This window comes from Shinella sp. JR1-6, assembly GCF_004284735.1.
In the GTDB taxonomy this organism is placed as follows: Bacteria; Pseudomonadota; Alphaproteobacteria; order Rhizobiales; family Rhizobiaceae; genus Shinella.
Window position 1 is genome coordinate 370030 of sequence record NZ_SHMI01000006.1, and the last position, 22501, is coordinate 392530.

The following is a 22501-nucleotide window of genomic DNA, read 5'->3' on the forward strand; positions in this document are numbered from 1 at the left end:
CGCCCGTCAACCGATCGCTTCCGCGAAAAGGCTGTTGGGCCCGGTATCGGTGATTCGTACCCGGATAATGTCACCGATTTCCGACAGTTTTGCATCAACATTCACAGGCTGCAGCCAGGGCGAGCGGCCGACGAGCTGGCCGGGCATGCGGCCGGGCTTCTCCAGGAGCAGGTCGATCTCCTTGCCGACACAGCCGCGGGCGAATTCGCGCTGCTGTTGAAACAGCAAAGCCTGCAATCTTTCAAGGCGTTCCGACTTAACGTCTTCCGCGACATGGCCATCCATGTCGGCGCCGGGCGTACCGGGGCGGATGGAATACTTGAACGAAAATGCCTGTGCATAACCGACCGCCTCGATGAGGCGCATCGTGTCCTCGAAGTCCTGATCGGTCTCGCCGGGGAAGCCGACGATGAAGTCGCCGGAAATCGCCAGCTCCGGCTGGACGGCGCGAATGCGCTCGATAAGGGCGATATACTCGGCCGCAGTGTGGCGCCGGTTCATCGCCTTCAGGATGCGGTCGGAGCCGGACTGGACGGGCAGATGCAGGTAAGGCATCAGCGCCGGCAGGTCGCGGTGGGCCTCGATCAGACGATCGTCCATGTCACGCGGATGGCTGGTCGTATACCGCAGGCGCGCAAGGCCCTTGATCTCGGCCAGCCGGTAAAGCAGGTCGCCAAGGCCCCATTCGCCACCATCCGGGCCGAGGCCGTGCCAGGCATTGACGTTCTGGCCGAGCAGCGTGATCTCCCGCACGCCCCCTTCGACGAGACGCTCGGCCTCCGAGACGATCTGTGAAACCGGACGGGAGACTTCCGAACCACGCGTATAGGGCACCACGCAGAAGGTACAGAACTTGTCGCAGCCTTCCTGTACCGTCAGAAAGGCGGTGACGCCACGGGCGCGGGTCCTTGCCTTTTCCGGCGCAGGAAGGTGCTCGAACTTGTCCTCGATGGCATAGTCCGTCTCGACGACGCGTTCGCCACCCTTGGCGCGGCGCAGCGCCTCCGGCAGGCGATGGTAGGTCTGCGGTCCGATCACCAGGTCCACCGCCGGCGCGCGGCGCAGGATTTCCTTGCCTTCGGCCTGGGCGACGCAGCCGGTGACGCCAATCACCATTTCGCGGCCGTCCTTGGCGCGCACCTTCTTCATCTCGCGCAGGCGCCCGAGTTCGGAATAGACCTTTTCCGCCGCCTTCTCGCGGATGTGACAGGTGTTGAGAAGGACGAGGTCGGCCTCTTCCAGCACGTCCGTCGCCTGGTAGCCGTCCTTTGACAGCGCATCCGTCATGCGGTCGCTGTCATAGACGTTCATCTGACAGCCATAGGTCTTCACGAAGACCTTGCGGGTGTTCGGGCGCACGCTCGGCGTGGCGCTGGCTTCGGGCGGGAGGACGGATTGTTCGCTCATGGCCGCTTCCATAGTGGAAAAGCCCCGGAAAATGAAGCCCCGTTGCGCCCGCCGGTCTACCGCCCGCGCAGGCGCGCGCCCAGCATGGCGCGAATGCGCGCCTCGACCGTGCGACTCACCTCTTTGCGATTGCTGCTGCGGGAATAGTCAACCCGCTCGCCGAAATCGACATCCACATCCACCGCCCCTTCCCGCGCAATGCCGAGGAGATGCGGCAGAAGCTCGATATCGCCCGGCCAGGCGGCAAGCGGGCGGTGGAAGCGGCCCATGGCCATGCCGTGCACGCCGGTATAGGCGATCGAGACCGGCTGGATGAACACGACACCCTCAGGCGCATGAGGCACGGCGGACGCGGCAGCGCCGAAGAGCGACGTCTTGATCTCCAGCAGGCGGTTGCCGTCCGACGTGGTTCCTTCCGGGAAAAGCACGACGATCTCGCCATCCGCCATGCGCCGCGCGATCTCGTCCACCTGGTCGCCGGTCTTCTGGCGTTGCTCGCGCTCGACGAAGATCGTCGCCTGGAGACGGGCGAGAATGCCGAAGACCGGCCAGCCGCGCACCTCGGATTTGGCGATGTAGACGACGTCGGCCACCGAGCCGAGCACCATGATGTCCTTCCAGGAGACATGGTTGGAGGCAAGCAGCAAGGGCCGCTTCGTTTCCAGCGTGCCATGCACCCGCACCCTGAGGCCGAGCCCCCAGCAAGCGACGCGATGCCAGAGGCGCGGCACGCGACGGCGGATCTTCAGATTGAAGCGCAGGCCGACAAGCTGGATGGGCAGCAGGATGACTGTCGCCGCGACGAGAACAAGAAAAGCGAAGGCAAGACGCAGCCAGACGATCAAGGGATCACCGGCCGAGGGTCAAGGGAAACGGGATCCGCCTCACTCGCCCTCCTTGAGCGGAATGCCGTAGAGCTCGAGGCGGTGATCGACCAGCTTGAAGCCGTGTTCGCGGGCGATGCGCTCCTGCAAGGCTTCGATCTCCGGCGAGTGGAACTCGATGACTTCGCCGCTCTTCAGGTCGATGAGATGGTCGTGATGCTCGTCCGGCACGGTCTCATAGCGCGAACGCCCGTCGCGAAAGTCGTGGCGCTCAATAATGCCGGCGTCCTCGAAGAGCTTGACCGTGCGATAGACGGTGGAGATGGAAATGCGCGCATCGACCGCCGACGAACGGCGATAAAGCTCTTCCACATCCGGGTGATCGGCCGAAGCCTCGAGCACGCGCGCGATCACGCGGCGCTGCTCGGTCATGCGCATGCCGCGCTCGACACAAAGCTCTTCCAGCGATTTCTCGACATCCGACATGCGATCCTGCCCTCTTTCGTTCGGCCCCCCGATAGGGGACTAGCGAAGATCGCGCCGCAAGACAAGCGCCGTGGATCTGTGACCATCGGCAGCGACATAATAGGCCTTGCGCTCGCCAACCTTGGCAAAGCCGAGCTTGGCATAGAGCCCGCGGGCCGCGACATTGCCTTCGTCGACCTCTAGAAAAATGTCTTCGGCACCGCGCATCTTCGCCTCGCGCAGGGCCGCCTGCATCAGCCGCCAGCCAAGGCCCGCACGGGAAAACCGCCCGTCGACGCCGATCGTCAGGATCTCAGCCTCCCCAGCCGCGGCACGGGCCAGCACGAAGCCGCCGGCCATGCGGCCGAGCGCACCTTCCTTCAGCGCCAGGAAACCATAGACCGGCTCCTGCAGCAGCAGCGAGTGGAATTCGCCGTCGTTCCAAGGCTGGGGAAAACGTGCGCGATGCAGCGCTGCAGCAATGCTTGCATCAGCGGTTTCTAGGGGAAAGATGTCAAAGGCCGGCTTGCGGGTGAAGTAATCGCTCAAGGACATGCCGTCATGCCCTCTTGATCGCGAAACCCGCCTGCGGCTTGGCATCGGGACCGCGCAGATAGAGCGGCTTCGGAGGGTGATCCACAGGGTCAAGGCCGGCACCGAGACGGGCGACGGTGGCGATGGCGACGCTGTCGCTGCCCGGCTGCGCACCGTCACGCAGAAGCGAGGACGCCGAGCCGGCGATCACACCGTCATGGCCTGCCGCAAGCGTGCGCGCCTCTTCGAGAGCGGCGATTGTCGGTGCTGACAGCGCGGTACCATCGGCGGCAAAACGCTGCCAGTAGACCTCGCCCCGTTTGGCATCCATCGCAATAAGCAGTGGAGAGGTGGCCCGATGGTCGGCCGCAAGCGCCGACAGGGTGGAAACACCGACGGCGGGGACGCCGAGCGCCAGCGCAAGGCCGCGCGCCGCCGCTACGCCGACACGGATGCCGGTAAAGGAGCCGGGGCCGATGGCGACCGCGATCCGACCAATATCCTTGAAGGTGAGGCCGGCGGCATCAAACGCCGCGTCGACGAATTCCATCAGCCGCTCGGCGTGGCCGCGGCCGATATCGGCGCCAGCGGCGCCGAGGATCCGGTCTTCATCAGGGTCATAGAGCGCCGCATGGCAACCCGTACCCGCCGTGTCGATCGCAAGGACGATCATGGCGGGCACCGGCGCGTTGCGGGGCAGGCCTTACATGACGGCTTCAACTTCCTGCACTTCCGGTACGAAATGACGAAGAAGGTTCTGCACGCCGTGCTTCAGCGTCGCCGTCGAGGACGGGCAACCCGAGCAGGCCCCCTTCATGTTGAGATAGACGACGCCGTCACGGAACCCCTTGAAGGTGATGTCGCCGCCGTCCTGGGCCACGGCCGGGCGCACGCGGCTGTCGAGCAGCTCCTTGATGGTGGCGACGATCGTTTCGTCGCCGTCGTCGAAGAATTCGTCCTCGTCGCCTTCATTGCCGCCGAGCGCGCCGCTTGCCATGACCGGCTGGCCGGACATGAAGTGTTCCATGATATTACCGAGGATCGCCGGCTTCATGTGCTGCCAGTCGGCGTTGTCCTTGGTGACGGTGATGAAGTCATAGCCGAGGAACACGCTCTTGACGCCGGGAACGGCAAACAGGCGGGCGGCCAGCGGCGAGGCCGCGCGTGCTTCCGTCTCGTCGCGGAATTCGGCGGTGCCGGTTTCCAGCACCACCTTGCCCGGCAGGAATTTCAGGGTCGCCGGGTTCGGCGTCGCTTCGGTCTGGATGAACATCTTTCTCTCCGTGCGGCCGGGCGCTCGCCGATCGGCCAGAATATTTAGAATTATTCAAAAGAAGATAGGCGTTTCCGTACCGCTCTTCAAGGCTGGAGATCAGCTCAGCGCGTCCAGTTCCTCGTCCGAAAGCGAATCCGGAATGACCGTCACCGGAATCGGGAAGGCCTGGCCGCGGCTGGCGAGCGAGGAGACCAGCGGCCCCGGCCCTTCCTTGGCGGAGCCGGCGGCGAGCACGAGGATGGCGACATCCCTGTCTTCCTCGATCAGCCCGTTGATCTGCTCGCTGGCAACACCTTCCCGGATCACTGTTTCCGACTCGATGCCGACCGATTCGCGCAGGGCCTGTGCCGCCTTGGCCAGCACGGATTCGGCCTCTTCGCGCGCTTCGGCCCGCATGATCTCCTCGACGCCCAGCCATTGCTGGAAATCACCGTTGGCGATGACATAGAGCAGAACGACGCCGCCGTTGGAGTTCTTCGCCCGCATTCCCGCATAGTGGACGGCGCGCTGGCATTCCGGCGTGTCGTCGATGACCGCCAGGAATTTCCGGCGGTGGCCTTCAAGGCGGGAAAGTCGTCGAGAAACCATACGGCCCCCTTCTCTCAAGGACGTTTCGAGGCGACCTTACTGCACAAAACCGATGATGTCGCGAACTTCCTTCATAGTTTTTTCGGCCCGCGCCCGCGCTCTTTCGCCACCGTCACGCAGGATGCCGTCGATATGGCTGGTATCGTCCATCAGGCGGCGCATTTCGTCCGTGATGGGCGAGAGAACATTGACCGCGAGGTCGATAAGCGCCGGCTTGAAGACAGAAAACTGCTGGCCGCCGAACTCGGTGAGAATCTCCGCCTTGGACTTGTCGGAGAGCGCGGCATAGATGCCGACGAGGTTCTCCGCTTCCGGGCGGCCCTTCAGTCCCTCGGCTTCACTCGGCAAGGCATCCGGATCCGTCTTGGCCTTGCGGATCTTCTTGGAGATCGTGTCGGCATCATCGGTGAGGTTGATGCGCGAGAGATCGGATGCATCCGACTTCGACATCTTCTTGGTGCCGTCGCGCAGGCTCATGACGCGCGGTGCCGGGCCGCCGATCAGCGGCTCGACCATCGGGAAATAGGCATGCACGGGCTCCTCGCCGACGACGATATCGACACCGGTACCGGCCTTGCGGATATGGCTGCCGAAATCGATGTTGAACTTCTGCGCGATGTCGCGGGTCAGCTCCAGGTGCTGCTTCTGATCGTCGCCGACCGGCACATGGGTGGCACGGTAGACGAGGATGTCGGCGGCCATCAGACTTGGATAGGCGAGCAGCCCGAGCGAGACCTGTTCGGCATTCTTGCCACCCGTCTTGTCCTTGAACTGGGTCATGCGCTCCATCCAGCCGATGCGCGCCACGCAATTGAAGATCCAGGCCAGCTCGGCGTGCTGTGGCACGGCCGACTGGTTGAAGACGATGTGCTTCTTCGGGTCGATGCCGGAGGCGATGAAGGCCGCGGCAATCGAGCGGATCTGGCCGCGCATATCCTCATGCACGAGCTGCGCGGTGATCGCGTGCAGGTCGACCACGCAATAGATGCAGTCGTTGTCTTCCTGCAGGGCGACGAACTTGCGGATCGCGCCAAGATAGTTGCCGAGATGGAGGTTTCCTGTCGGCTGCACGCCGGAGAAGACGAGGGGCTTGAATGCGCTCATGGCGATATCCTTCAGGCGGGTGGAAGGCCTGGTTCCGTTGGTGAAGCAATTCCGGGAAACGGCAAAGCGGCTTTCCGGCCGGAACTGCGTAAAAAATACGCGCCGCTTATGCACGGCAGAGCGACCGCGATCAAGACCGCCCCTGCGCGGCCGGGGAAACGGCCCATCAGAGGCTCCTCATAAATGACACTTTCCGGGCCTTCTCTCCCCGCGGGGATCAGGGACACAGGTTTTGACAAGCCGCGTTTCGACGCAAAGGCGCAAACCGGAGTGTGCCATGCGAAAAAGCTGTTCGACCCTGCTTGCCTGCATGATGGCGCTGACTTCGCTCTTCGCGAGCGAAGCCACGGCAAGTGGCAAGCACAAACATGCCGCAAGAACCGAGAGGGGCGCGGCGAAGATCTACACCGTCCAGACGCCGCGCGTGCGGCACCGATGTTTCCCCGGCAAGCTGCGGGGCATCCTGTCCCACATCGCCCGGCAGGTCGGTCGAAGACCGCTCGTCACGTCCGGCCATCGCTCTGCCGGACGCAGGGGATCGCTGCATCGCAAATGCCTCGCCGCCGATATCCGCGTGCCGGGCGTATCGGTGAAGCGGATCGTCGCGGCCGCAAGATCCGCGCCGGCCATCGGCGGCATCGGCACCTACTGCAACGGGATCGTGCATGTCGATGTCGGGCCGAGACGCAGCTGGCACTATTGCCGCGGGTTGGCACGCCTTGCCAGGCGTGCCCGGTTCGCAACACGCTGAGGCGTCTATTCCGCGCTTTCCTCGCTCTGCGTGGCCTTGGCCTTGCGCTTGAGATTGCGCCGGATCATGCCGAGGTCCGCGCCGCCGATGAGGAAGGCAACGGAGAAATAGACCACCATGGCAAGGGCGATCAGCAGGCCGAGCGCCATCAGCTGCTCGTAGAGCGGTGCGGCGGATGAAAGGCGATCAGCGAAATAAAGAGAAGCGTAGTCGAGCACCACGGCCATGACGATGGTCGCGGCAAGCAGGCGCGCGACGCGCCAGAGCAGCGCCTTTTCCAGCGGCCAGTGGCCGCGCCGCACCAGCGTGACGAAGAGAAGCACCGCCGTCAGCCAGCCGGAGACCGCCTCGGCCGTGGCGATGCCGCGCTCGTAGAACAGCGGAAAGAGCGACACTGCCAGGATGCAGTTGACGACCACCGACAGCAGCGTGATGCGCATCGGCGTCTTGGTATCCTCGCGGGCGAAGAAGCCGGGATTGAGCGCCTTGATCATCACGAAACCCGGCAGGCCGAGCCCGTAGATGGCGAGCGTTCCCGCCACGATGGAGGTGGTTTCCGGGCTGAAGGCACCGCGCTCGTAGAGCACGCGCACGATCTCGTCGGAGATGACCCAGATGGCGCCGGCGGCCGGCAGCGTCAGGAAGAGCACGAATTCCAGCGAACGGTTCTGCAGGTTGCCCGCTTCCCGCTCCTGCCCCCCTTTCAGCGCGCGGGCCAGTTCCGGCAGCAGCACGACGCCGACGGCAATGCCGACGACGCCGAGCGGAAGCTGGTAGACGCGGTCGGCATATTGCAAGGCGGCGATGGCACCGTCCTTGGTGGAGGCGATCATCTGGCCGATCAGCTGGTTGATCTGGGTGATGCCGCCCGTCACGGCCGCCGGGAAGGCAAGCCAGAGCAAGCGCTTGACGTTCGGCGTCATGCGCGGCCGGCGAAAGCCGATCTTCATGCCGGCATGGCGCACGCCCGCATAGAGTACGGCCATCTGCAGGAGACCGGCAGCCAGCACGCCCCAGGAGAGATACCAGGCCGTTTCCAGCGGCGAGGCGCCCTGCCAGAGCCCATAGCCAAGCGCGCCAATCAGCACCACGTTGAGGAAGACCGGCGCGACGGCGGCGGCGAAATAGTGATGCAGCGAATTCAGCATGCCCGACAGCATCGCCGTCAGCGACATGCACATGAGATAGGGGAACATGACGACGGCGAGCTTCACCGTCACGTCAAACTTTTCCGCGTCCCCCACGAAGCCCGGCGCGATGATCCAGGCAACGATGAGCGGCATCAGCAGCTCCATCGCAATGGTCAGCATCAGGAGAATGGAGAAGAGGACACCGAAGACCTCCTCGGAAAAACGCTTCGCGCCGTCGATGCCGCCGGCCTCGATCTCCTTGGCGAAGAGCGGCACGAAGGCGGCGTTGAAGGCGCCTTCGGCGAAGAGGCGCCGGAAGAGGTTCGGGAAGCGGAAGGCGGCATAGAAGGCGTCGGCCATCGGCCCGGTGCCGAGCGCGGCCGCCATCAGGGTTTCGCGCGCAAAGCCGAGCACGCGGCTGCCCAGCGTCGCGCCGCCCACGGTCGCGAATTTCTTCACCAGACTCATTGTTCCGTCCTGATCCTCTTCGGCGTGGCGGCAACGGGTGCGATCATGCCGGGCGGCATGCGGTCCCGCAGCTCGTCCGCCTCGTCCGCCATGACGGCCTTCAGCCGCGCGGCGATGTTGGCCTGCCGGTTGTCGTTGGTGACCTTCTGGCCGACGAGGTCGGTGACGTAGAAGGTGTCGATGACCTTCTCGCCGAAGGTGGTGATATGGGCCGAGGCGATGTCGAGCGAGAGGTCCGACAGCACCGCCGTCACCTCGGACAGGAGGCCGGGACGGTCAAGGCACTCGATCTCGATAACCGTGAACTTGTTCGACAGCGTGTTGGAGATCGTCACCGCCGGAGAGACGGTGAAGGTCCGGTTGCGCTTGCGGCTCTTCGTGCGGGTGGCGATCACCTCGGGCAGGCGCTTGCGGCCGGAGAGCACGTCCTCGATCATCCGGCCGATCGTGCCGGCCCGGCGCATCTCGTCGGCATCGTTCGGGAACTCGCGGTTGACGAGGATCGTGTCGAGCGCCCGGCCATCGGAGGTGGTGAAGATCTGCGCATCGACGATGTTGGCACCCGCCGCCGCGCAGGCTCCGGCGATCACCGTCAGGAGGCGCGGATGGTCGGGCGAGAGCACGGTAATTTCCGTGATGGCGTGGAAGGAGTGGGTGCGCACCGTCGTCGCCAGTGGCTGCTCGGCCTTGTCCGCCTCGCGGATGAAGGCGGCATGGCGCACCTGATCTTCAAGCGAGACCGTCAGCAGGTAGGGATCGTAGTGCAGGCGCGTATAGGTCTTGCGGTCCTTCTGGCTCCAGTCGGCCGGAAGCGCGCCGGAGAGGATTTCGCGCGCGGCATGGGCGCGTTCCTTGCGCGACAACTCGGAAAAGCCGCCGGAGATCAGGAGTTCGGTCTCGTAATAGAGCGTGCGCAGCAGCTGGCCCTTCCAGCCGTTCCACACGCCCGGGCCGACGGCGCGGATGTCGCAGACCGTCAGCACGAGCAGCATCTTCAGCCGTTCCAGCGATTGCACCTTCTCGGCGAAGTCGACGATGGTCTTGCGGTCGTTGAGGTCGCGGGTCTGCGCGACCATCGACATGGTCAGGTGCTCTTCGATCAGCCAGACGACGAGTTCCGTCTGCTTCGGCGAGAGCCCGAAGCGCGGGCAGAGCTTGCGCGCGACCTTGGCGCCCGCCTCGGAATGGTCCTCCGGCCGGCCCTTGGCGATGTCGTGCAGCAGCACGGCGACATAGAGCGAGATGCGGTCCTCGATGCTGGGCATCAGCTGGTAGCTCAGCGGATGGGCATCCTTCTCGCGCCCCTGGTCGATATCCGCCAGTACGCCGACGGCACGGATCAGGTGCTCGTCGACCGTGTAGTGATGATACATGTTGAACTGCATCATCGCGACGATCTTGCCGAAATCCGGAATGAACCGGCCGAGCACGCCCGCCTCGTTCATGCGGCGCAGGATGAGCGCAGGATCGCGCGGCGAGGTGAGGATAGACAGGAAGAGGCGGTTGGCCTCCTCGTTCTCCCGCAGCGCCGCATTGACGAGTTTCAGCGAGCGCGTGACCTGCTTCAGCGCATCGGGGTGGAACTCCAGCCCGTTGATGTCGGCGATGTGGAAGAGCCGGATCAGGTTGACGGGATCGCGCTTGAAAACGTCAGGGTCGGCGATGGTGATGCGCCCGCGATCCTCAAGGAAATCCAGCGTGCCGGCGATCTTGCGCGTGCGGCGGGTGAAACGGCTGATGACGGCGGTGATGCCGGGTGCTTCCTTGGCCTGCTGGTCCTCCAGCGTGGCGCAGAAGATGCGCGTCAGGTCGCCGACGTCCTTCGCAACCAGAAAATAGTGTTTCATGAAGCGCTCGACCGCCGAAAGGCCGGGATGCGGCTGGTAGCCGAGGCATTCGGCAATTTCGCGCTGGATATCGAAGGAAAGCCGCTCCTCCGCCTTTCCCGTCAGGAAATGCATGTGGCAGCGAACCGCCCAAAGAAAGTCGTCGGCCTTCTGGAAGAGCTTGTATTCCTGGCGCGAGAGGACACCGAGCTTCACCAGCTCGGCGGGGTCGCGGATATGATAGAAATACTTGGCGATCCAGAACAGCGTGTGCAGGTCGCGCAGCCCGCCCTTGCCTTCCTTGACGTTCGGTTCGACGAGGTAGCGCGTATCGCCGGCCTTGCGATGGCGCTCGTCGCGCTCTGCAAGCTTGGCGGCGATGAATTCCGGGCCGGTGCCCCGCACGATCTCGCGGTCGAAACGAACGGCGAGATCTTCGAACAGGGCCACCGAGCCGCAGATGTAGCGCGCCTCGAGGATCGCTGTTCGGATCGTCATGTCACCCTTGGAAAGCTGGATGCATTCCTCCAGGTTGCGCGTCGCATGACCGACCTTGAAACCGAGATCCCAAAGGATGTAGAGCATGAACTCGATGGCGGGCTCGCTCCAGGCGGCCGGTTTTGCAGGCAACAAAAAGAGCAGGTCGATGTCCGAGCCCGGCGCCAGTGTGCCACGGCCGTAGCCGCCGACGGCCGTCACCGTGATACGCGCGGCGGGCGATGCCTGGCCGGCGCTGAAGACGTGGTTGAGCGCAAAATCGTGCAGGACGGCGATCAGCTGGTCCTGCAGCCAGGAAATGCGTGCGGCGCATTGCAGGCCGCTGCCATCGGCAAAGAGCAGTTCGCGCGCCCGTTCGCGACCGGCAGTGTTCACCTTCTTGAACTCGGCGAGCAACTCGCGGCGCATGCGGTCGCGGTAGTCGGCATTGGTGCTGGCGATGAATTCGCATCTGGCGCGCAGCGCGGGCACGTCGATCAGTCCGGAATCGGCCGGCGCCAGGAGCTTCTTTTCCATCGGATGCCGGCCTGCGTCCCGCTTTTCGTCGATCGCCCGTTCGGTTCGCATGCGCTATAGACCCTTTCCGCAGGCGAGGACAATGACCTCAGGCGCTAGCGATTGCCAAGTTCTTTCTTCAGCGCATAGAGGGCATCGAGCGCCTCGCGCGGCGTCATGTCGTCCGGGTTGAGATCCTTCACCAGCGTCTCCACCTTCGACGGGCCGGAGCTGCGCTGGATCTCCTCGCGGCGCACCGCGACCTGGAACAGCGGCAGATCGTCGATGAGCTGGCTTGCCGGATTCTTGCGGTCCGCGTCCTCCAGCTTGGCCAGCACATCCTTGGCGCGCGAGACCACCGATGGCGGCAGGCCTGCAAGGCGTGCCACCTGGATGCCGTAGGAGCGGTCCGCAGCGCCCGGGCCGACCTCGTGCAGGAAGATCACGTCGCCGTCCCATTCCTTGACGCGCATTGTGGCGTTGGAAAGACGGCCGAGCTTTTCCGACAGCACCGTCAGCTCGTGGAAATGCGTGGCGAAGAGGCCACGGCAGCGATTGGCTTCATGCAGGTGCTCGACGGCGGCCCAGGCGATCGAAAGACCGTCGAAGGTCGCCGTGCCGCGGCCGATCTCATCAAGGATGACAAGCGAGCGGTCAGTCGCCTGGTTGAGGATTGCCGCCGTCTCGACCATTTCCACCATGAAGGTAGAGCGGCCGCGGGCAAGGTCGTCCGACGCGCCGACGCGCGAGAAGAGCCGGTCGACGACGCCGATATGGGCGCTTTCGGCCGGCACATAGGCCCCCATCTGGGCAAGGATGGCGATGAGCGCGTTCTGGCGCAGGAAGGTCGACTTACCGCCCATGTTCGGGCCGGTGAGCAGCCAGATCGCGCCGTGGCCCTTGCCATCAGAGGGCGAGAGATCACAGGAATTGGCGACGAAGGCGGCGGCCTGCTGGCGGCGCAACGCCTGCTCGACGACCGGGTGCCGCCCGCCGACGATGGCGAACATCGTGGAGCGATCCACGATGGGCCGGCAATAGGCCTGCTCCTCGGCGAGTGCCGCAAGCCCGGCAGAGACATCGACGACGGCGAGCGCCCGCGCGGCCGCCTTGATGGCCTCGGCTTCCGCCACCACCGCATCGACGAGGTCGTTGAACGCAGCAAGCTCGATGGCAAGCGCCCGGTCGGCGGCGTTGGCGATCTTCGTTTCCAGCTCGGACAGCACCGTCGTGGTGAAACGCATGGCGCCCGCCATGGTCTGGCGGTGGATGAAGCGCGCTTTCGCCTCGTCGCCGTCGGTCAGCGCCGAGGCATTGCCGGCGGAGACCTCGATGAAGTAGCCGAGCACGTTGTTGTGCTTGATCTTCAGCGACTTGACGCCCGTTTCCTCGGCATATTGCAGCTGCAGCCCGGCAATGACGCGGCGCGACTGGTCGCGCAGTGCCCGCATCTCGTCGAGTTCGCCATCCGCCCCCTCGCGAATGAAGCCGCCGTCGCGCTTGAGGAGCGGCAGCTCGTCCGCGAGCATCACCGCCAGCCTGTGTGAGAGGTCGAGCGGCAGGGCGCCGACAGCGTGCGCTGCCTCGGCGAGCTCGCCGTCCAGCTGCTCGACCGCCATCAACCGGGCGACGTCGCCGGAGATCGAAAGGCCCTGCAGGATCGCGCCGAGATCGCGCGGCCCGCCCCGGCCGAGCGCAATGCGCGACAGGGCGCGCGGCATGTCGGGCAGCCGCTTCAGCACCGCGCGCAGATCCTCCGAGAAGGAGGGCCTGTCGCCAAGTGCCCCAATCGAATCGAGCCGCGCGTTGATCGTGTCCGGATCGGTCAGCGGCGACATCAACCGCTCGGCGAGAAGGCGCGCACCGCCACTTGTCGCCGTGCGGTCGATCGCTTTCAGGAGCGTGCCGGAACGCTCGCCGGACAGGGTGCGCACCAGTTCGAGATTGGCGCGCGTCGCCGGATCGATGAAGAGCGTGGAGGCGGAGCTTTCCCGCTCCGGCCGGCCGAGCGGCGGGCGCTCGGCGATCTGCGTCTTTTCCACATAGGCGACGGCCGCCGACGCCGCGGCGAGTTCCGCGCGAGAGAAGGTCCCGAAACCGTCGAGCGTAGAGACGCCGAAATAGCGGGCGATGCGGCCTTCTGCCGTCGCGCTGTCGAAGAGCACGGCCGGCTGCGGCACGGCCACGCGGCCGAGCACGTCGAGTGCCGGGCGGAATTCCGGATCGTAGAACACGGTGTCCGGCACGATCAGTTCGCGCGGCTCGATGCGCAGGATATCGGCAAGAAGCTGGCTCTGGCTGGTTTCCGAAAGCCGGAAAATGCCGGTCGAAATATCGATCCAGGCAAGAGCCATCGAGGGCTCAGCCCCACCGCGAATGCGGGCGACGGCCATCAGATAATTGGCGTCGGAAGGCGAGAGCAGCTTCTCCTCGGTCAGCGTGCCCGGCGTGACGAGGCGCACGACATCGCGCCGCACGACGGATTTCGAACCGCGCTTCTTCGCCTCCGCCGGGTCTTCGACCTGCTCGCACACGGCGACACGGAAGCCGAGCGAAATCAGTCTCTGCAGATAGTCGTCCGCGGCGTGGACGGGCACGCCGCACATGGGGATATCGAGCCCCATATGCTGGCCGCGCTTCGTCAGTGTGATACCGAGCGCGCGGGCGGCGTCCACGGCGTCCTGGAAGAACAGCTCGTAGAAATCACCCATGCGGTAGAACAGCATGCTGTCCGGGTTGGCCGCCTTGATTTCGATATACTGCTCCATCATCGGCGTTGCCGATGCGCGGCTTTCGTCAGTGGCAAGGTCTGCCGTCGACAGGATATCGTTCGGACGCACGATCTGATCGTTCACGGAGAGTCAGTTCTTCCTAAAAAAGAGGTGTCACCCTAGCCACGGGGCGCTATAGAAAACAACACCTGCGAGGAGTTATGGGCCTATCGCCCACAGGAGTGTGAAGGGGGAAGCATGCCGGGAACCGACAAATCCGACCGCCAGAGGGCAACAGTCACCGACACGGAGGCACTGGATTTCCACTCGTCCGGGCGCCCCGGAAAGCTTGAGATCACGCCGACCAAGCCGATGGCGACACAGCGCGACCTTTCGCTGGCCTATTCGCCGGGCGTCGCGGTACCGGTGAAGGCCATCGCTGCGGATCCGGCGACCGCCTACGACTATACGACACGCGGCAACATGGTCGCCGTCATCTCCAACGGCACCGCCATCCTCGGCCTCGGCAATCTCGGCGCTCTCGCCTCCAAGCCGGTCATGGAAGGCAAGTCAGTGCTCTTCAAGCGCTTTGCCGATGTCGATTCCATCGACCTCGAGGTCGATACCGAAAATGTCGACGAGTTCATCAACTGCGTGCGCTACCTCGGCCCCTCCTTCGGCGGTATCAACCTCGAGGACATCAAGGCACCCGACTGCTTCATCATCGAGCAGCGCCTGCGCGAACTGATGGACATCCCGGTCTTCCACGACGACCAGCACGGCACCGCCATCATCGCCGCCGCCGGCCTCATCAACGCGCTGGCGCTGACCGGCCGCGACTTCAAGACGACGAAGCTCGTCTGCAACGGCGCGGGCGCAGCCGCCATCGCCTGTATCGAACTCATCAAGGCAATGGGCTTTTCGCCCGAAAACGTCATTCTCTGCGACACCAAGGGCGTCATCTACCAGGGCCGCGAAGACGGCATGAACCAGTGGAAGTCCGCCCACGCCGTCAAGACCGACCGCCGTACGCTCACCGAAGCCATGGAAGGCGCCGACGTTGTCTTCGGCCTTTCGGCCAAGGGCGCGCTTTCGGAGGAGATGATCCGCGCCATGGCGCCGCGGCCGATCATCTTTGCTATGGCCAATCCCGACCCGGAAATCACCCCGGAAGAGGTTGCCCGCATCCGCGACGACGCGATCGTGGCGACCGGCCGCTCGGACTACCCGAACCAGGTCAACAACGTCCTCGGCTTCCCCTACATCTTCCGCGGCGCGCTCGACGTGCGCGCCTCCACGATCAACGACGCGATGAAGATCGCTGCGGCCGAGGCGCTTGCCCATCTCGCCAAGGAAGACGTGCCGGATGACGTCGCCGCCGCCTATCAGGGCGTGCGCCCGCGTTTCGGCGCGCAGTACATTATTCCCGTGCCCTTCGACCCGCGCCTCATCTCGGCGATCCCCGTCGCCGTCGCCAAGGCCGCGATGGAAACCGGCGTCGCGCGCAAGAACATTCCCGACCTCGACGCCTACGCTCGTGACCTCAGGGCACGCCGCGACCCGATCGCCTCGACGCTCCAGCAGATCTATGCCCGCGTGCGCCGCCAGCCGAAGCGTGTCGTCTTTGCGGAGGGTGAGGAAGAGCAGATGATGCGCGCCGCCGTGTCCTATGCCAACCAGCAGCTCGGCACCGCCATCCTGCTCGGCCGCGAGGAACACATCCGCGAGACGGCGGAACGTGCCGGCATCGATCTCGACCGGCCCGGCATCGAGCTGGTCAATGCCCGCATCTCCAAGCGCAACAACGTCTATATCGACTATCTCTATGCCCGCCTGCAGCGCAAGGGCTTCCTCTATCGCGACGCCCAGCGCCTGATCCACAACGACCGCAACCATTTCGCGGCCTGCATGGTGGCGCTCGGCGATGCGGACGGCATGGTGACGGGCCTCACCCGCAACTATTCCACCGCGCTGGAAGACGTGCGCCGCTGCATCGACGCCAAGCCCGGCCACCGGGTCATCGGTGCGTCGCTCGCGCTCTGCCGCGGCCGTGCCGTGCTGGTCGCCGACACCGCGGTGCACGACATGCCCTCTTCGGAGGAGCTGGCCGACATCGCGGAGGAAGCGGCCGGTCTCGCCCGCCGCCTCGGCTACGAGCCGCGCGTCGCCATGCTTGCCTACTCCACCTTCGGCCACCCCTCTGGCGAGCGCTCGGAACGGGTGCGTGAAGCGGTGAAGATCCTCGACCGCCGCCGCGTCGATTTCGAGTATGACGGCGAGATGGCCGCCGATGTGGCGCTAAACCCGCGCATCATGGAGCAGTATCCGTTCTGCCGCCTCTCCGCCCCGGGCAACGTGCTCGTCATGCCGGCGTTCCACTCGGCATCGATCTCGACGAAGATGCTGCAGGAACTCGGCGGCTCGACGGTGATCGGCCCGTTGCTCGTCGGTCTCGACAAGTCGGTGCAGATCGTCTCGATGGGCGCAAAGGACAGCGACATCGTCAACATGGCGGCGCTGGCGGCCTATAATTCCGGTGTCTGACACGCCGGAGCGTTCCCGCACGCCGCTGCGGGAACGCCTTGCCTTCGCCCCTGCCGCGAACGCAAAAAAGCCGCCCGTCCCGGAGGTCGGGAACGGGCGACAAATCAGACTATGCTGACCTTCAATGAAACTGTTTAGCTGGCGAAACGCCCGGCATCCGCGCCGTAGTAATTGAGGTAGCGGCCCGAGATCTTGCCGATCGGCAGCACGATCAGAACGTCCGTCGTGTTGAAGCCGTGATCGACGACGGCACCGCTGCCGACAGTCGCGCCAAGGCGCAGATAGCCCTTGATGAGCGGCGGCAATGCCGACAGCGCCTTGCGCGTGTCGATACCTTCCGACGGCATCAGGTCCATGGTGCGGAAGAGTTCCGGCCGGGCCGAAACGGTCCATTCGTCCTTCGCCAGCACGTTGTGGTGCAGGAAGGATAGCGCCAGCGCATGCTCCTCCGGCACGATGCCGTGGAAGGAGGCGCAGCCGAACATCACATCGATGCCGTGCTTCAGCGAATAGGCCCAGTTGCCCTGCCAGAGCAGTTCCACCGTACGTTTGGTGCGGTAGGCCGGCAGCACGCAGGACCGGCCAAGCTCCATGAAGCGCTTTTCCGGATGACGCGCGATCAGCGCGTCGACGTCGAATTCCGACTGGGAATAGAAACCGCCGGAGACCGCGGCGACGTCCTGGCGCAGCAGGCGGTAGGTGCCGACGATCTGTTCTTCCGCATCGCCCTCGATCGAGGTGTCGAGCACGAGGAGATGGTCGCAGACCATGTCCCAGGCGTCGATATCGCGCTTGCGGCGAACGGCGTCCGGCGAAAGCTTCGCCTGCATCTCCTCGGCGAAAACGCGGTAGCGCACGGCCTGGGCTGCGTCGATTTCCGTGACCGAACGGGCGATGCGTGTTTCGAGATTGCCGATGCGGCCGAGCACATCCGTACCCGAGCGGCCCGCGGCCGGGGCCGTCTTCTGGAGAATCTCTGCCGGTGCGATGGTCTGGGCGAGGTCGAGCGTCATGGCAGTGTACCCGTCAAACGAAACTTCGCGGTTTTAACCACGATTCTGCAACAAGATAATGACGCAAGGCCTGCTTGGATAGCGAAAAGCCGTAAGCCGGCGAAGATCAGGCGGATGCGCGCCGGGCGAGGCGGGCGATTTCCGCAATCAACTGAACGGGATCGGCGGGCTTGGCCAGCACGGCATCGGCGCCTGTCGCCAGAAGCTCCTCGTGCAGCCCCGTCCGGCTGTCCGCCGTCAGCACGACAACCGGCAGGCGGGCATTGCCGTAATCGCACCGCACGATGCGGGTGATCATCTCCTTGCCCTCGCCGCCGGGCATGCCGAGATCGGTGAGGATGAGATCGGCGGCAAAGGGTCCTGCATCCGTCGCCCCCGCAAGCGCGGAGACAAGGGCCGGATAGTCCGGCACATGGCGTACGATATGGCCGGCCCGCTCGAGCACCGAGCGCACCAGCATGGCATTGACCGGATCGTCTTCGGCGAGAAGGATGCGCGCACCCGTCGGGGCTGCCTCTACCGGCTCGGCGGCGGAGGGCGGCAGATCCTTCAGGATCGGGCGATTGTCGTTGATCGCATCGCGCACCTCGATGCCCTTCATGCGGCCGCGCAGCACCTCGACCAGCGAGCGTTCGCGCAGAGGTCGGATGAGCCAGGAATCGTAGCCTTCGCCATTGCCGATCGCGCGGCCGCTGCGCTCCTCCGGATTGACGAGATAGATCCGGCGCGCACGGCTGTCGCGGAACATCGCAATGTCGGCAAGCTCCCGGCGAAACACGCCGGCAAGGCGGTTGTCGACGATGATGTCGGTCAGCTCGACCCGCTTGCCGGCAAGGCCTTGGGCAAGGTCGAGCGCCTCGTCGAGACCTGTCGCCAGATGGCAAGTGCCGCCGAGCGCAGCGATGGTACGCACCAGCGCCCTGGAGGCCGGGCCGGCGGGCGCCAGAAGGAAGACCACGCTGCCCTTCAGAACGCCCTTGCGCGCACCGCCCGCACCCGCGACCTTGTGCGGACGATCGACCGGCATGCGGATGGTGAAGGTACTGCCCTTGCCGGGCGTGCTTTCAAGCGTCAGCGCACCACCGGCCTCACTGAGGATGCGGGCAGAAATGGCAAGGCCAAGGCCGGTGCCGCCGCTGCGCTGGGCGGCACTTCCGGTCTGCTCGAACTCATGGAAGATACGTGCCTGTTCCTCGGCATTCATGCCGGGCCCGCTGTCAGTGACGCGGATGATAACGGCGCCGCGATCGAGCGTGGTTTCCAGAAGGACACCACCCGTGTGGGTGAATTTCACCGCATTGCCGACGACGTTGTAGAGCACCTGGCGCAGGCGCGGCGCATCATAGAGGAGAAGGCCCGGCACGTCGGGCGAAACGTAGGAGCCGATCTCGATACCCTTTTCGTGGGCACGATGGGAGAGCATTTCCACGACGCTTTCCAGCATCGGCCGGACCGGCTCTTCCGAGGGGCGCAGCTGGAAGCGGCCAGCCTCGATGGTGGAAAAGTCGAGAAGATCATCGACGAGCTGGACGAGCGCGTGGCCGGACTGGCGCATGCCGGCAAGGTAGTTCTTCTGCTCGGCCGTCAGCCGTGTCTGGCCGATGAGATGCGACATGCCGAGGATGCCCGACAACGGCGTGCGGATCTCATGGCTGACGGTGGCGAGCAGGCGGGACTTTGCCGCGCTCGCCTCCTCGGCGCGCTGGCGGGCGCGCTCGCGCTCACCCTCGGCACGGCGCTCTTCGGTGACATCACGGGCAATGGAATGCACGACGAGATCGCCGGATACGGGATCGCGCACCGTGACATCGTGCCAGGAATAGATGCGTTTGCCCGCCGGGCCCTCGACATCGACGTCGTAGCGATGGGCGATGGCCTGTGAGCGGAAGGTGAGGCCGAGCCCCTCGCAGGTTCGCCCGACGACCTCGCTTGCACCCGTCAGGTCGCTGAGAACGGCATTGGCGCTGAGAATGCGGCCATCGAGCGCGCGCATGACGACGATGTCGCCGAGCACGTCATGGATGGCGGAGAGGATTTCAGAGGTCTCGCTACGCTCCCAGGAGCGGTCATGTGTCGTCTCGATGCCGGATGCCGGTCGATGCGCGCGCAAGAGGAAGACCCCACCGGCAATACCGGCCAGGCCGAGCACGACAGCGGCGATGTAGAACCCGGCGGCAATGCCGGTGGCCAGCACGAACGCACCGAACAGCAGGCCGACGCCGGCGACCATGCTGCGGACCATCGCATGGCTTTCCGGCTCGGACTTGGGGGCGGGCACCGTCGCCGCAACGGCTTGCGGATCGGCCGCCGCATCCGTCTGTGTGCGTGTACGGCCGGAAGGGCGCGGCGCTTCGACAAATTCGGCCTTGAGCCGGTCTTGTAGCTTCACAGGTTCGCTCATGACCGTCCGCATAACACGCGGACCGTTCAAATCGGCTTCAGCAAGTCGTTCGAATTTTAACGATCGCGCCGGCGCAGCAGGAGGAGTTCATCGAGGATGACCAGTGCAGCGCCGATGGTGATGAACGTGTCGGCGAGGTTGAACACCGCGAAGGACCAGGTTTCCGTATAGAAAAGCACGTAGTCGATGACGTAGCCGAAGATGACCTTGTCGATGATGTTGCCGAAGGCGCCTGCGATGATGAAGGCATAACCGGCATGGGCGACGCCCCGCGCCTTCGGCGTCTGGCGCCAGAGCCACACGACGAAGCCGACGACGAAGAGCCGCAGCGCGATGATGAACCAGGTCTCCATGCCCGAGAGCATCGAGAAGGCGACGCCGTAGTTGTAGGTGCGGTAGAGCGCCAGCATCGGCATCACATGCACCGCTTCCTGGAAGGGAAGCCACATCTCGACGGCGAACTTCACCACCTGGTCGACGGCGAGCGCCAGGAGGATGACGACGACGACAGGTATCGGCCGGGACATCAGCGGAATGCGTTCGCTCATGCGCGGGCTTCCAGCGTCAGCAGGTGACGGCGGGCTTCGAAGAGCATGATGCCGGTGGCGATGGCAAGATTGAGCGAATCGGCGCGGCCAGCCTGCGGGATGCGGGCAAGCGCATCCGCTGCCCGGGCCAGCTCGTCCGGCAGGCCGGATTGCTCGTTGCCCATCAGGAGAACGACGGGTTTCTTCCTGTAATCGATGGTGCGGTAATCGACGGCGCCGGCAAGGTGGGTCGCGACGACCTCGACACCCGCCGCCTTCTTCCAGGCGAGGAAGTCGGCAACGTTCGTCTTGACCAGCGGCACGGCGAAGACCGAGCCCATCGTAGCGCGCACGGTCTCCATCGAGAACGGATCGGTCGCCTCGCCGACGAGGATGACGCCGCTTGCGCCCGCCGCATCTGCCGTGCGGATGATCGTTCCAAGATTGCCGGGATCGCGCACCCGGTCGAGCGCGACATAGGTTTCGCCGGTCTGCGGCTTCAGGTCCCGGAGAGGCGTCCAGCGCTGGGTGAAGATGCCGACGACCATCTGCGGATTGTCTCGTCTGGTGATCGAGGCCAACACCTTCTCGCTGACTTCCAGCACCAGTCCGCCGCGCGCCACCGTCTTCGTCGCGCACTGCACGACCTGGGGCTTTTCCTTGACGTTCTTGGCATAGACCAGCGTCCGGATCTCGAAGCCGAGCTCCAGCGCGTCGATGACCAGCTTCAGGCCTTCCGCCATGAAACTTTTCGTCTCGTCGCGGTCCTTCTTGTTGGCGAGCGCCTTGATGTCCTTGACGATCGGGTTCGAAAGGCTCGTCACCTCCTTCACCTGGCCGACACGGCGCGTGGGAGAATGATCGTGGCTCATGCGCTGACCCATCGGCTGAAGAGGGAGGTGGAGAGCGCACGTCCGGCATCCCTGCCGTCAGGGCCGCTCTCGCGTATGACGAGCTCGCCCGATTCCACTGTGCCGCCGGCACCGCGCATGGTCTCGCGCATCAGTTCGTGGATGGAGTAGAAGCTCGCGCGGATCGAATAGGCCGTCAGCACGAGACCGATCGCCTTGGGCGACAGGATTTCCCGGCAGACGTCCAGCATCAGCGGCAGATGGTCGAAGAGGTGCCAGACCTCGCCGTTCGGGCCGCGGCCGAATTTCGGCGGATCGGTCAGGATGATGTCGTATTTGCTGCCGCGGCGCTCCTCGCGCTGGATGAACTTCATCGCATCCTCGCAGATCCAGCGGATCGGCAGCTTTTCCATGCGGCCGAGCGTCTGATTCTCGCGCGCCCAGCCGATCGCCTTCTTGGAGGCATCGACATGGGTGACTTCCGCACCGGCGCTGGCGGCGACCAGCGAGGCGACGCCGGTATAGCCGAAGAGGTTGAGCACCTTGACGGGCCGGCCGGCCGTTTCGACCTTCTCCTTCATCCAGCTCCAGTGGGCGAGCTGTTCCGGGAAGACGCCGACATGGCGGAAGGCGGTGAAGCGGCCGTGGAAATCGACGCCGAGCAAGTGCATCGGCCAGGTCTCGCCGAGCGCGGCCTTGGGGAATTTCCAGCGCCCCATGCCGTCCTCGTCCGTATCGCCGGTGAAAAGCGCGTCCGCCTTGTCCCAGATGCCCGGGAGGCTGCATTGCCAGAGCGCCTGCGCTTCCGGCCGCACGATGCGGTAAGGGCCGTATTGTTCGAGCTTTTCGCCGGCGCCGCTGTCGATCAGGCGATACTGGTCGGAGCCCGCGGTTTCCAGGATGACCGGCACGCGCTCGGCCGGCTTTTCGCCCTCGCGGCGCATCAACGGGCGTGCCGGCGCCTCGGGAGCCGAGCGCGGCTCCCTCTTCGGCGGGGCGGAGGCCTTTGCGGCCGGGACCTTCTCGACGCGCGCCCTGGCGGGCGCGGCGGGGCCGCTCTTCGGCCGGCGGTGTCTGTCCTTCACGAT

General features: G+C 65.0%; 18 protein-coding genes. 2 read left to right on the plus strand and 16 right to left on the minus strand.

What is annotated here, in order from left to right:
- Window positions 1–6: 6 nt before the first annotated feature.
- From miaB to trpS, 8 genes are all read right to left on the minus strand, one after another.
- Window positions 7–1407 carry a tRNA (N6-isopentenyl adenosine(37)-C2)-methylthiotransferase MiaB gene (gene miaB, locus EXZ48_RS14080; protein WP_130516523.1) on the minus strand — a complete coding sequence of 467 codons (1401 nt, stop codon included), beginning with the start codon at window positions 1405–1407 and terminating at the stop codon, window positions 7–9.
- 56 nt (window positions 1408–1463) lie between these two features.
- The gene (locus tag EXZ48_RS14085) at window positions 1464–2195 is read right to left on the minus strand and encodes a lysophospholipid acyltransferase family protein (protein WP_371260031.1); all 732 of its coding nucleotides are present in this window, start codon (window positions 2193–2195) and stop codon (window positions 1464–1466) included.
- Window positions 2196–2291: 96 nt separating this feature from the next.
- Window positions 2292–2717, minus strand: coding sequence for a Fur family transcriptional regulator (locus tag EXZ48_RS14090; protein ID WP_023515885.1), 426 nt, complete (start codon window positions 2715–2717; stop codon window positions 2292–2294).
- A 39-nt stretch (window positions 2718–2756) separates the two neighbouring features.
- Window positions 2757–3251, minus strand: coding sequence for a GNAT family N-acetyltransferase (locus tag EXZ48_RS14095; RefSeq protein WP_023515884.1), 495 nt, complete (start codon window positions 3249–3251; stop codon window positions 2757–2759).
- Between the two features lie 4 nt (window positions 3252–3255).
- A complete protein-coding gene (gene tsaB, locus EXZ48_RS14100; RefSeq protein ID WP_130516525.1) occupies window positions 3256–3903 on the minus strand; it encodes a tRNA (adenosine(37)-N6)-threonylcarbamoyltransferase complex dimerization subunit type 1 TsaB in 648 nt (215 codons plus the stop codon).
- A gap of 30 nt (window positions 3904–3933) precedes the next feature.
- On the minus strand, window positions 3934–4503 hold the full coding sequence (locus EXZ48_RS14105; protein WP_023515882.1) for a NifU family protein: 570 nt from the start codon (window positions 4501–4503) through the stop codon (window positions 3934–3936).
- Window positions 4504–4602: 99 nt separating this feature from the next.
- Complete coding sequence (locus tag EXZ48_RS14110; protein WP_050742641.1) at window positions 4603–5094, minus strand: universal stress protein; 492 nt, start codon at window positions 5092–5094, stop codon at window positions 4603–4605.
- A gap of 36 nt (window positions 5095–5130) precedes the next feature.
- On the minus strand, window positions 5131–6198 hold the full coding sequence (trpS, locus tag EXZ48_RS14115) for a tryptophan--tRNA ligase (protein ID WP_050742815.1): 1068 nt from the start codon (window positions 6196–6198) through the stop codon (window positions 5131–5133).
- A gap of 277 nt (window positions 6199–6475) precedes the next feature.
- Between trpS and EXZ48_RS14120 the strand changes: the two genes are divergently transcribed.
- The gene (locus EXZ48_RS14120) at window positions 6476–6949 is read left to right on the plus strand and encodes a DUF882 domain-containing protein (protein ID WP_130516527.1); all 474 of its coding nucleotides are present in this window, start codon (window positions 6476–6478) and stop codon (window positions 6947–6949) included.
- A 5-nt stretch (window positions 6950–6954) separates the two neighbouring features.
- On the opposite strand, the gene murJ is transcribed toward EXZ48_RS14120, so the two are convergent.
- The 3 genes from murJ to mutS form a co-directional block, all read right to left on the minus strand.
- Entirely contained in the window at window positions 6955–8547 is a 1593-nt protein-coding gene (gene murJ / locus EXZ48_RS14125) for a murein biosynthesis integral membrane protein MurJ (RefSeq protein ID WP_130516529.1), read from the minus strand.
- Window positions 8544–11387 carry a [protein-PII] uridylyltransferase gene (locus EXZ48_RS14130; protein ID WP_023513842.1) on the minus strand — a complete coding sequence of 948 codons (2844 nt, stop codon included), beginning with the start codon at window positions 11385–11387 and terminating at the stop codon, window positions 8544–8546. Before EXZ48_RS14130 ends, murJ begins: the two co-directional genes overlap by 4 nt.
- A 95-nt stretch (window positions 11388–11482) precedes the next feature.
- Window positions 11483–14221 (minus strand): DNA mismatch repair protein MutS, encoded by a 2739-nt coding sequence (gene mutS, locus EXZ48_RS14135; RefSeq protein ID WP_245462052.1) that lies wholly within the window; start codon window positions 14219–14221, stop codon window positions 11483–11485.
- Window positions 14222–14335: 114 nt separating this feature from the next.
- On the opposite strand from mutS, the gene EXZ48_RS14140 reads away from it, so the two are divergent.
- The gene (locus EXZ48_RS14140; protein WP_130516532.1) at window positions 14336–16621 is read left to right on the plus strand and encodes an NADP-dependent malic enzyme; all 2286 of its coding nucleotides are present in this window, start codon (window positions 14336–14338) and stop codon (window positions 16619–16621) included.
- Window positions 16622–16755: 134 nt separating this feature from the next.
- On the opposite strand, the gene EXZ48_RS14145 is transcribed toward EXZ48_RS14140, so the two are convergent.
- The 5 genes from EXZ48_RS14145 to EXZ48_RS14165 form a co-directional block, all read right to left on the minus strand.
- Window positions 16756–17634, minus strand: coding sequence for a GNAT family N-acetyltransferase (locus EXZ48_RS14145; RefSeq protein ID WP_050742645.1), 879 nt, complete (start codon window positions 17632–17634; stop codon window positions 16756–16758).
- 106 nt (window positions 17635–17740) lie between these two features.
- Entirely contained in the window at window positions 17741–20035 is a 2295-nt protein-coding gene (locus tag EXZ48_RS14150) for an ATP-binding protein (protein ID WP_130516534.1), read from the minus strand.
- A gap of 56 nt (window positions 20036–20091) precedes the next feature.
- Window positions 20092–20583: a signal peptidase II gene (lspA, locus tag EXZ48_RS14155; RefSeq protein WP_050742646.1), complete on the minus strand. Its 492-nt coding sequence runs from the start codon at window positions 20581–20583 to the stop codon at window positions 20092–20094.
- The gene (locus EXZ48_RS14160; protein ID WP_050742817.1) at window positions 20580–21434 is read right to left on the minus strand and encodes an RNA methyltransferase; all 855 of its coding nucleotides are present in this window, start codon (window positions 21432–21434) and stop codon (window positions 20580–20582) included. The genes lspA and EXZ48_RS14160 overlap by 4 nt, the downstream gene beginning before the upstream one ends.
- Entirely contained in the window at window positions 21431–22498 is a 1068-nt protein-coding gene (locus tag EXZ48_RS14165; RefSeq protein ID WP_245462053.1) for a class I SAM-dependent rRNA methyltransferase, read from the minus strand. Before EXZ48_RS14165 ends, EXZ48_RS14160 begins: the two co-directional genes overlap by 4 nt.
- Between the last annotated feature and the right edge of the window lie 3 nt (window positions 22499–22501).

What these genes read in the sequence shown, in the direction of transcription:
- trpS (WP_050742815.1), bottom strand. Translation starts at nt 6,198, where the DNA reads ATGAGCGCATTCAAGCCCCTCGTCTTCTCCGGCGTGCAGCCGACAGGA.
- murJ (WP_130516529.1), bottom strand. Translation starts at nt 8,547, where the DNA reads ATGAGTCTGGTGAAGAAATTCGCGACCGTGGGCGGCGCGACGCTGGGC.
- miaB (WP_130516523.1), bottom strand. Translation starts at nt 1,407, where the DNA reads ATGAGCGAACAATCCGTCCTCCCGCCCGAAGCCAGCGCCACGCCGAGC.
- EXZ48_RS14110 (WP_050742641.1), bottom strand. Translation starts at nt 5,094, where the DNA reads ATGGTTTCTCGACGACTTTCCCGCCTTGAAGGCCACCGCCGGAAATTC.
- EXZ48_RS14160 (WP_050742817.1), bottom strand. Translation starts at nt 21,434, where the DNA reads ATGAGCCACGATCATTCTCCCACGCGCCGTGTCGGCCAGGTGAAGGAG.
- lspA (WP_050742646.1), bottom strand. Translation starts at nt 20,583, where the DNA reads ATGAGCGAACGCATTCCGCTGATGTCCCGGCCGATACCTGTCGTCGTC.
- EXZ48_RS14140 (WP_130516532.1), top strand. Translation starts at nt 14,336, where the DNA reads ATGCCGGGAACCGACAAATCCGACCGCCAGAGGGCAACAGTCACCGAC.
- EXZ48_RS14120 (WP_130516527.1), top strand. Translation starts at nt 6,476, where the DNA reads ATGCGAAAAAGCTGTTCGACCCTGCTTGCCTGCATGATGGCGCTGACT.
- EXZ48_RS14130 (WP_023513842.1), bottom strand. Translation starts at nt 11,387, where the DNA reads ATGGAAAAGAAGCTCCTGGCGCCGGCCGATTCCGGACTGATCGACGTG.
- tsaB (WP_130516525.1), bottom strand. Translation starts at nt 3,903, where the DNA reads ATGATCGTCCTTGCGATCGACACGGCGGGTACGGGTTGCCATGCGGCG.
- EXZ48_RS14150 (WP_130516534.1), bottom strand. Translation starts at nt 20,035, where the DNA reads ATGAGCGAACCTGTGAAGCTACAAGACCGGCTCAAGGCCGAATTTGTC.
- EXZ48_RS14145 (WP_050742645.1), bottom strand. Translation starts at nt 17,634, where the DNA reads ATGACGCTCGACCTCGCCCAGACCATCGCACCGGCAGAGATTCTCCAG.
- EXZ48_RS14095 (WP_023515884.1), bottom strand. Translation starts at nt 3,251, where the DNA reads ATGTCCTTGAGCGATTACTTCACCCGCAAGCCGGCCTTTGACATCTTT.
- EXZ48_RS14105 (WP_023515882.1), bottom strand. Translation starts at nt 4,503, where the DNA reads ATGTTCATCCAGACCGAAGCGACGCCGAACCCGGCGACCCTGAAATTC.
- EXZ48_RS14090 (WP_023515885.1), bottom strand. Translation starts at nt 2,717, where the DNA reads ATGTCGGATGTCGAGAAATCGCTGGAAGAGCTTTGTGTCGAGCGCGGC.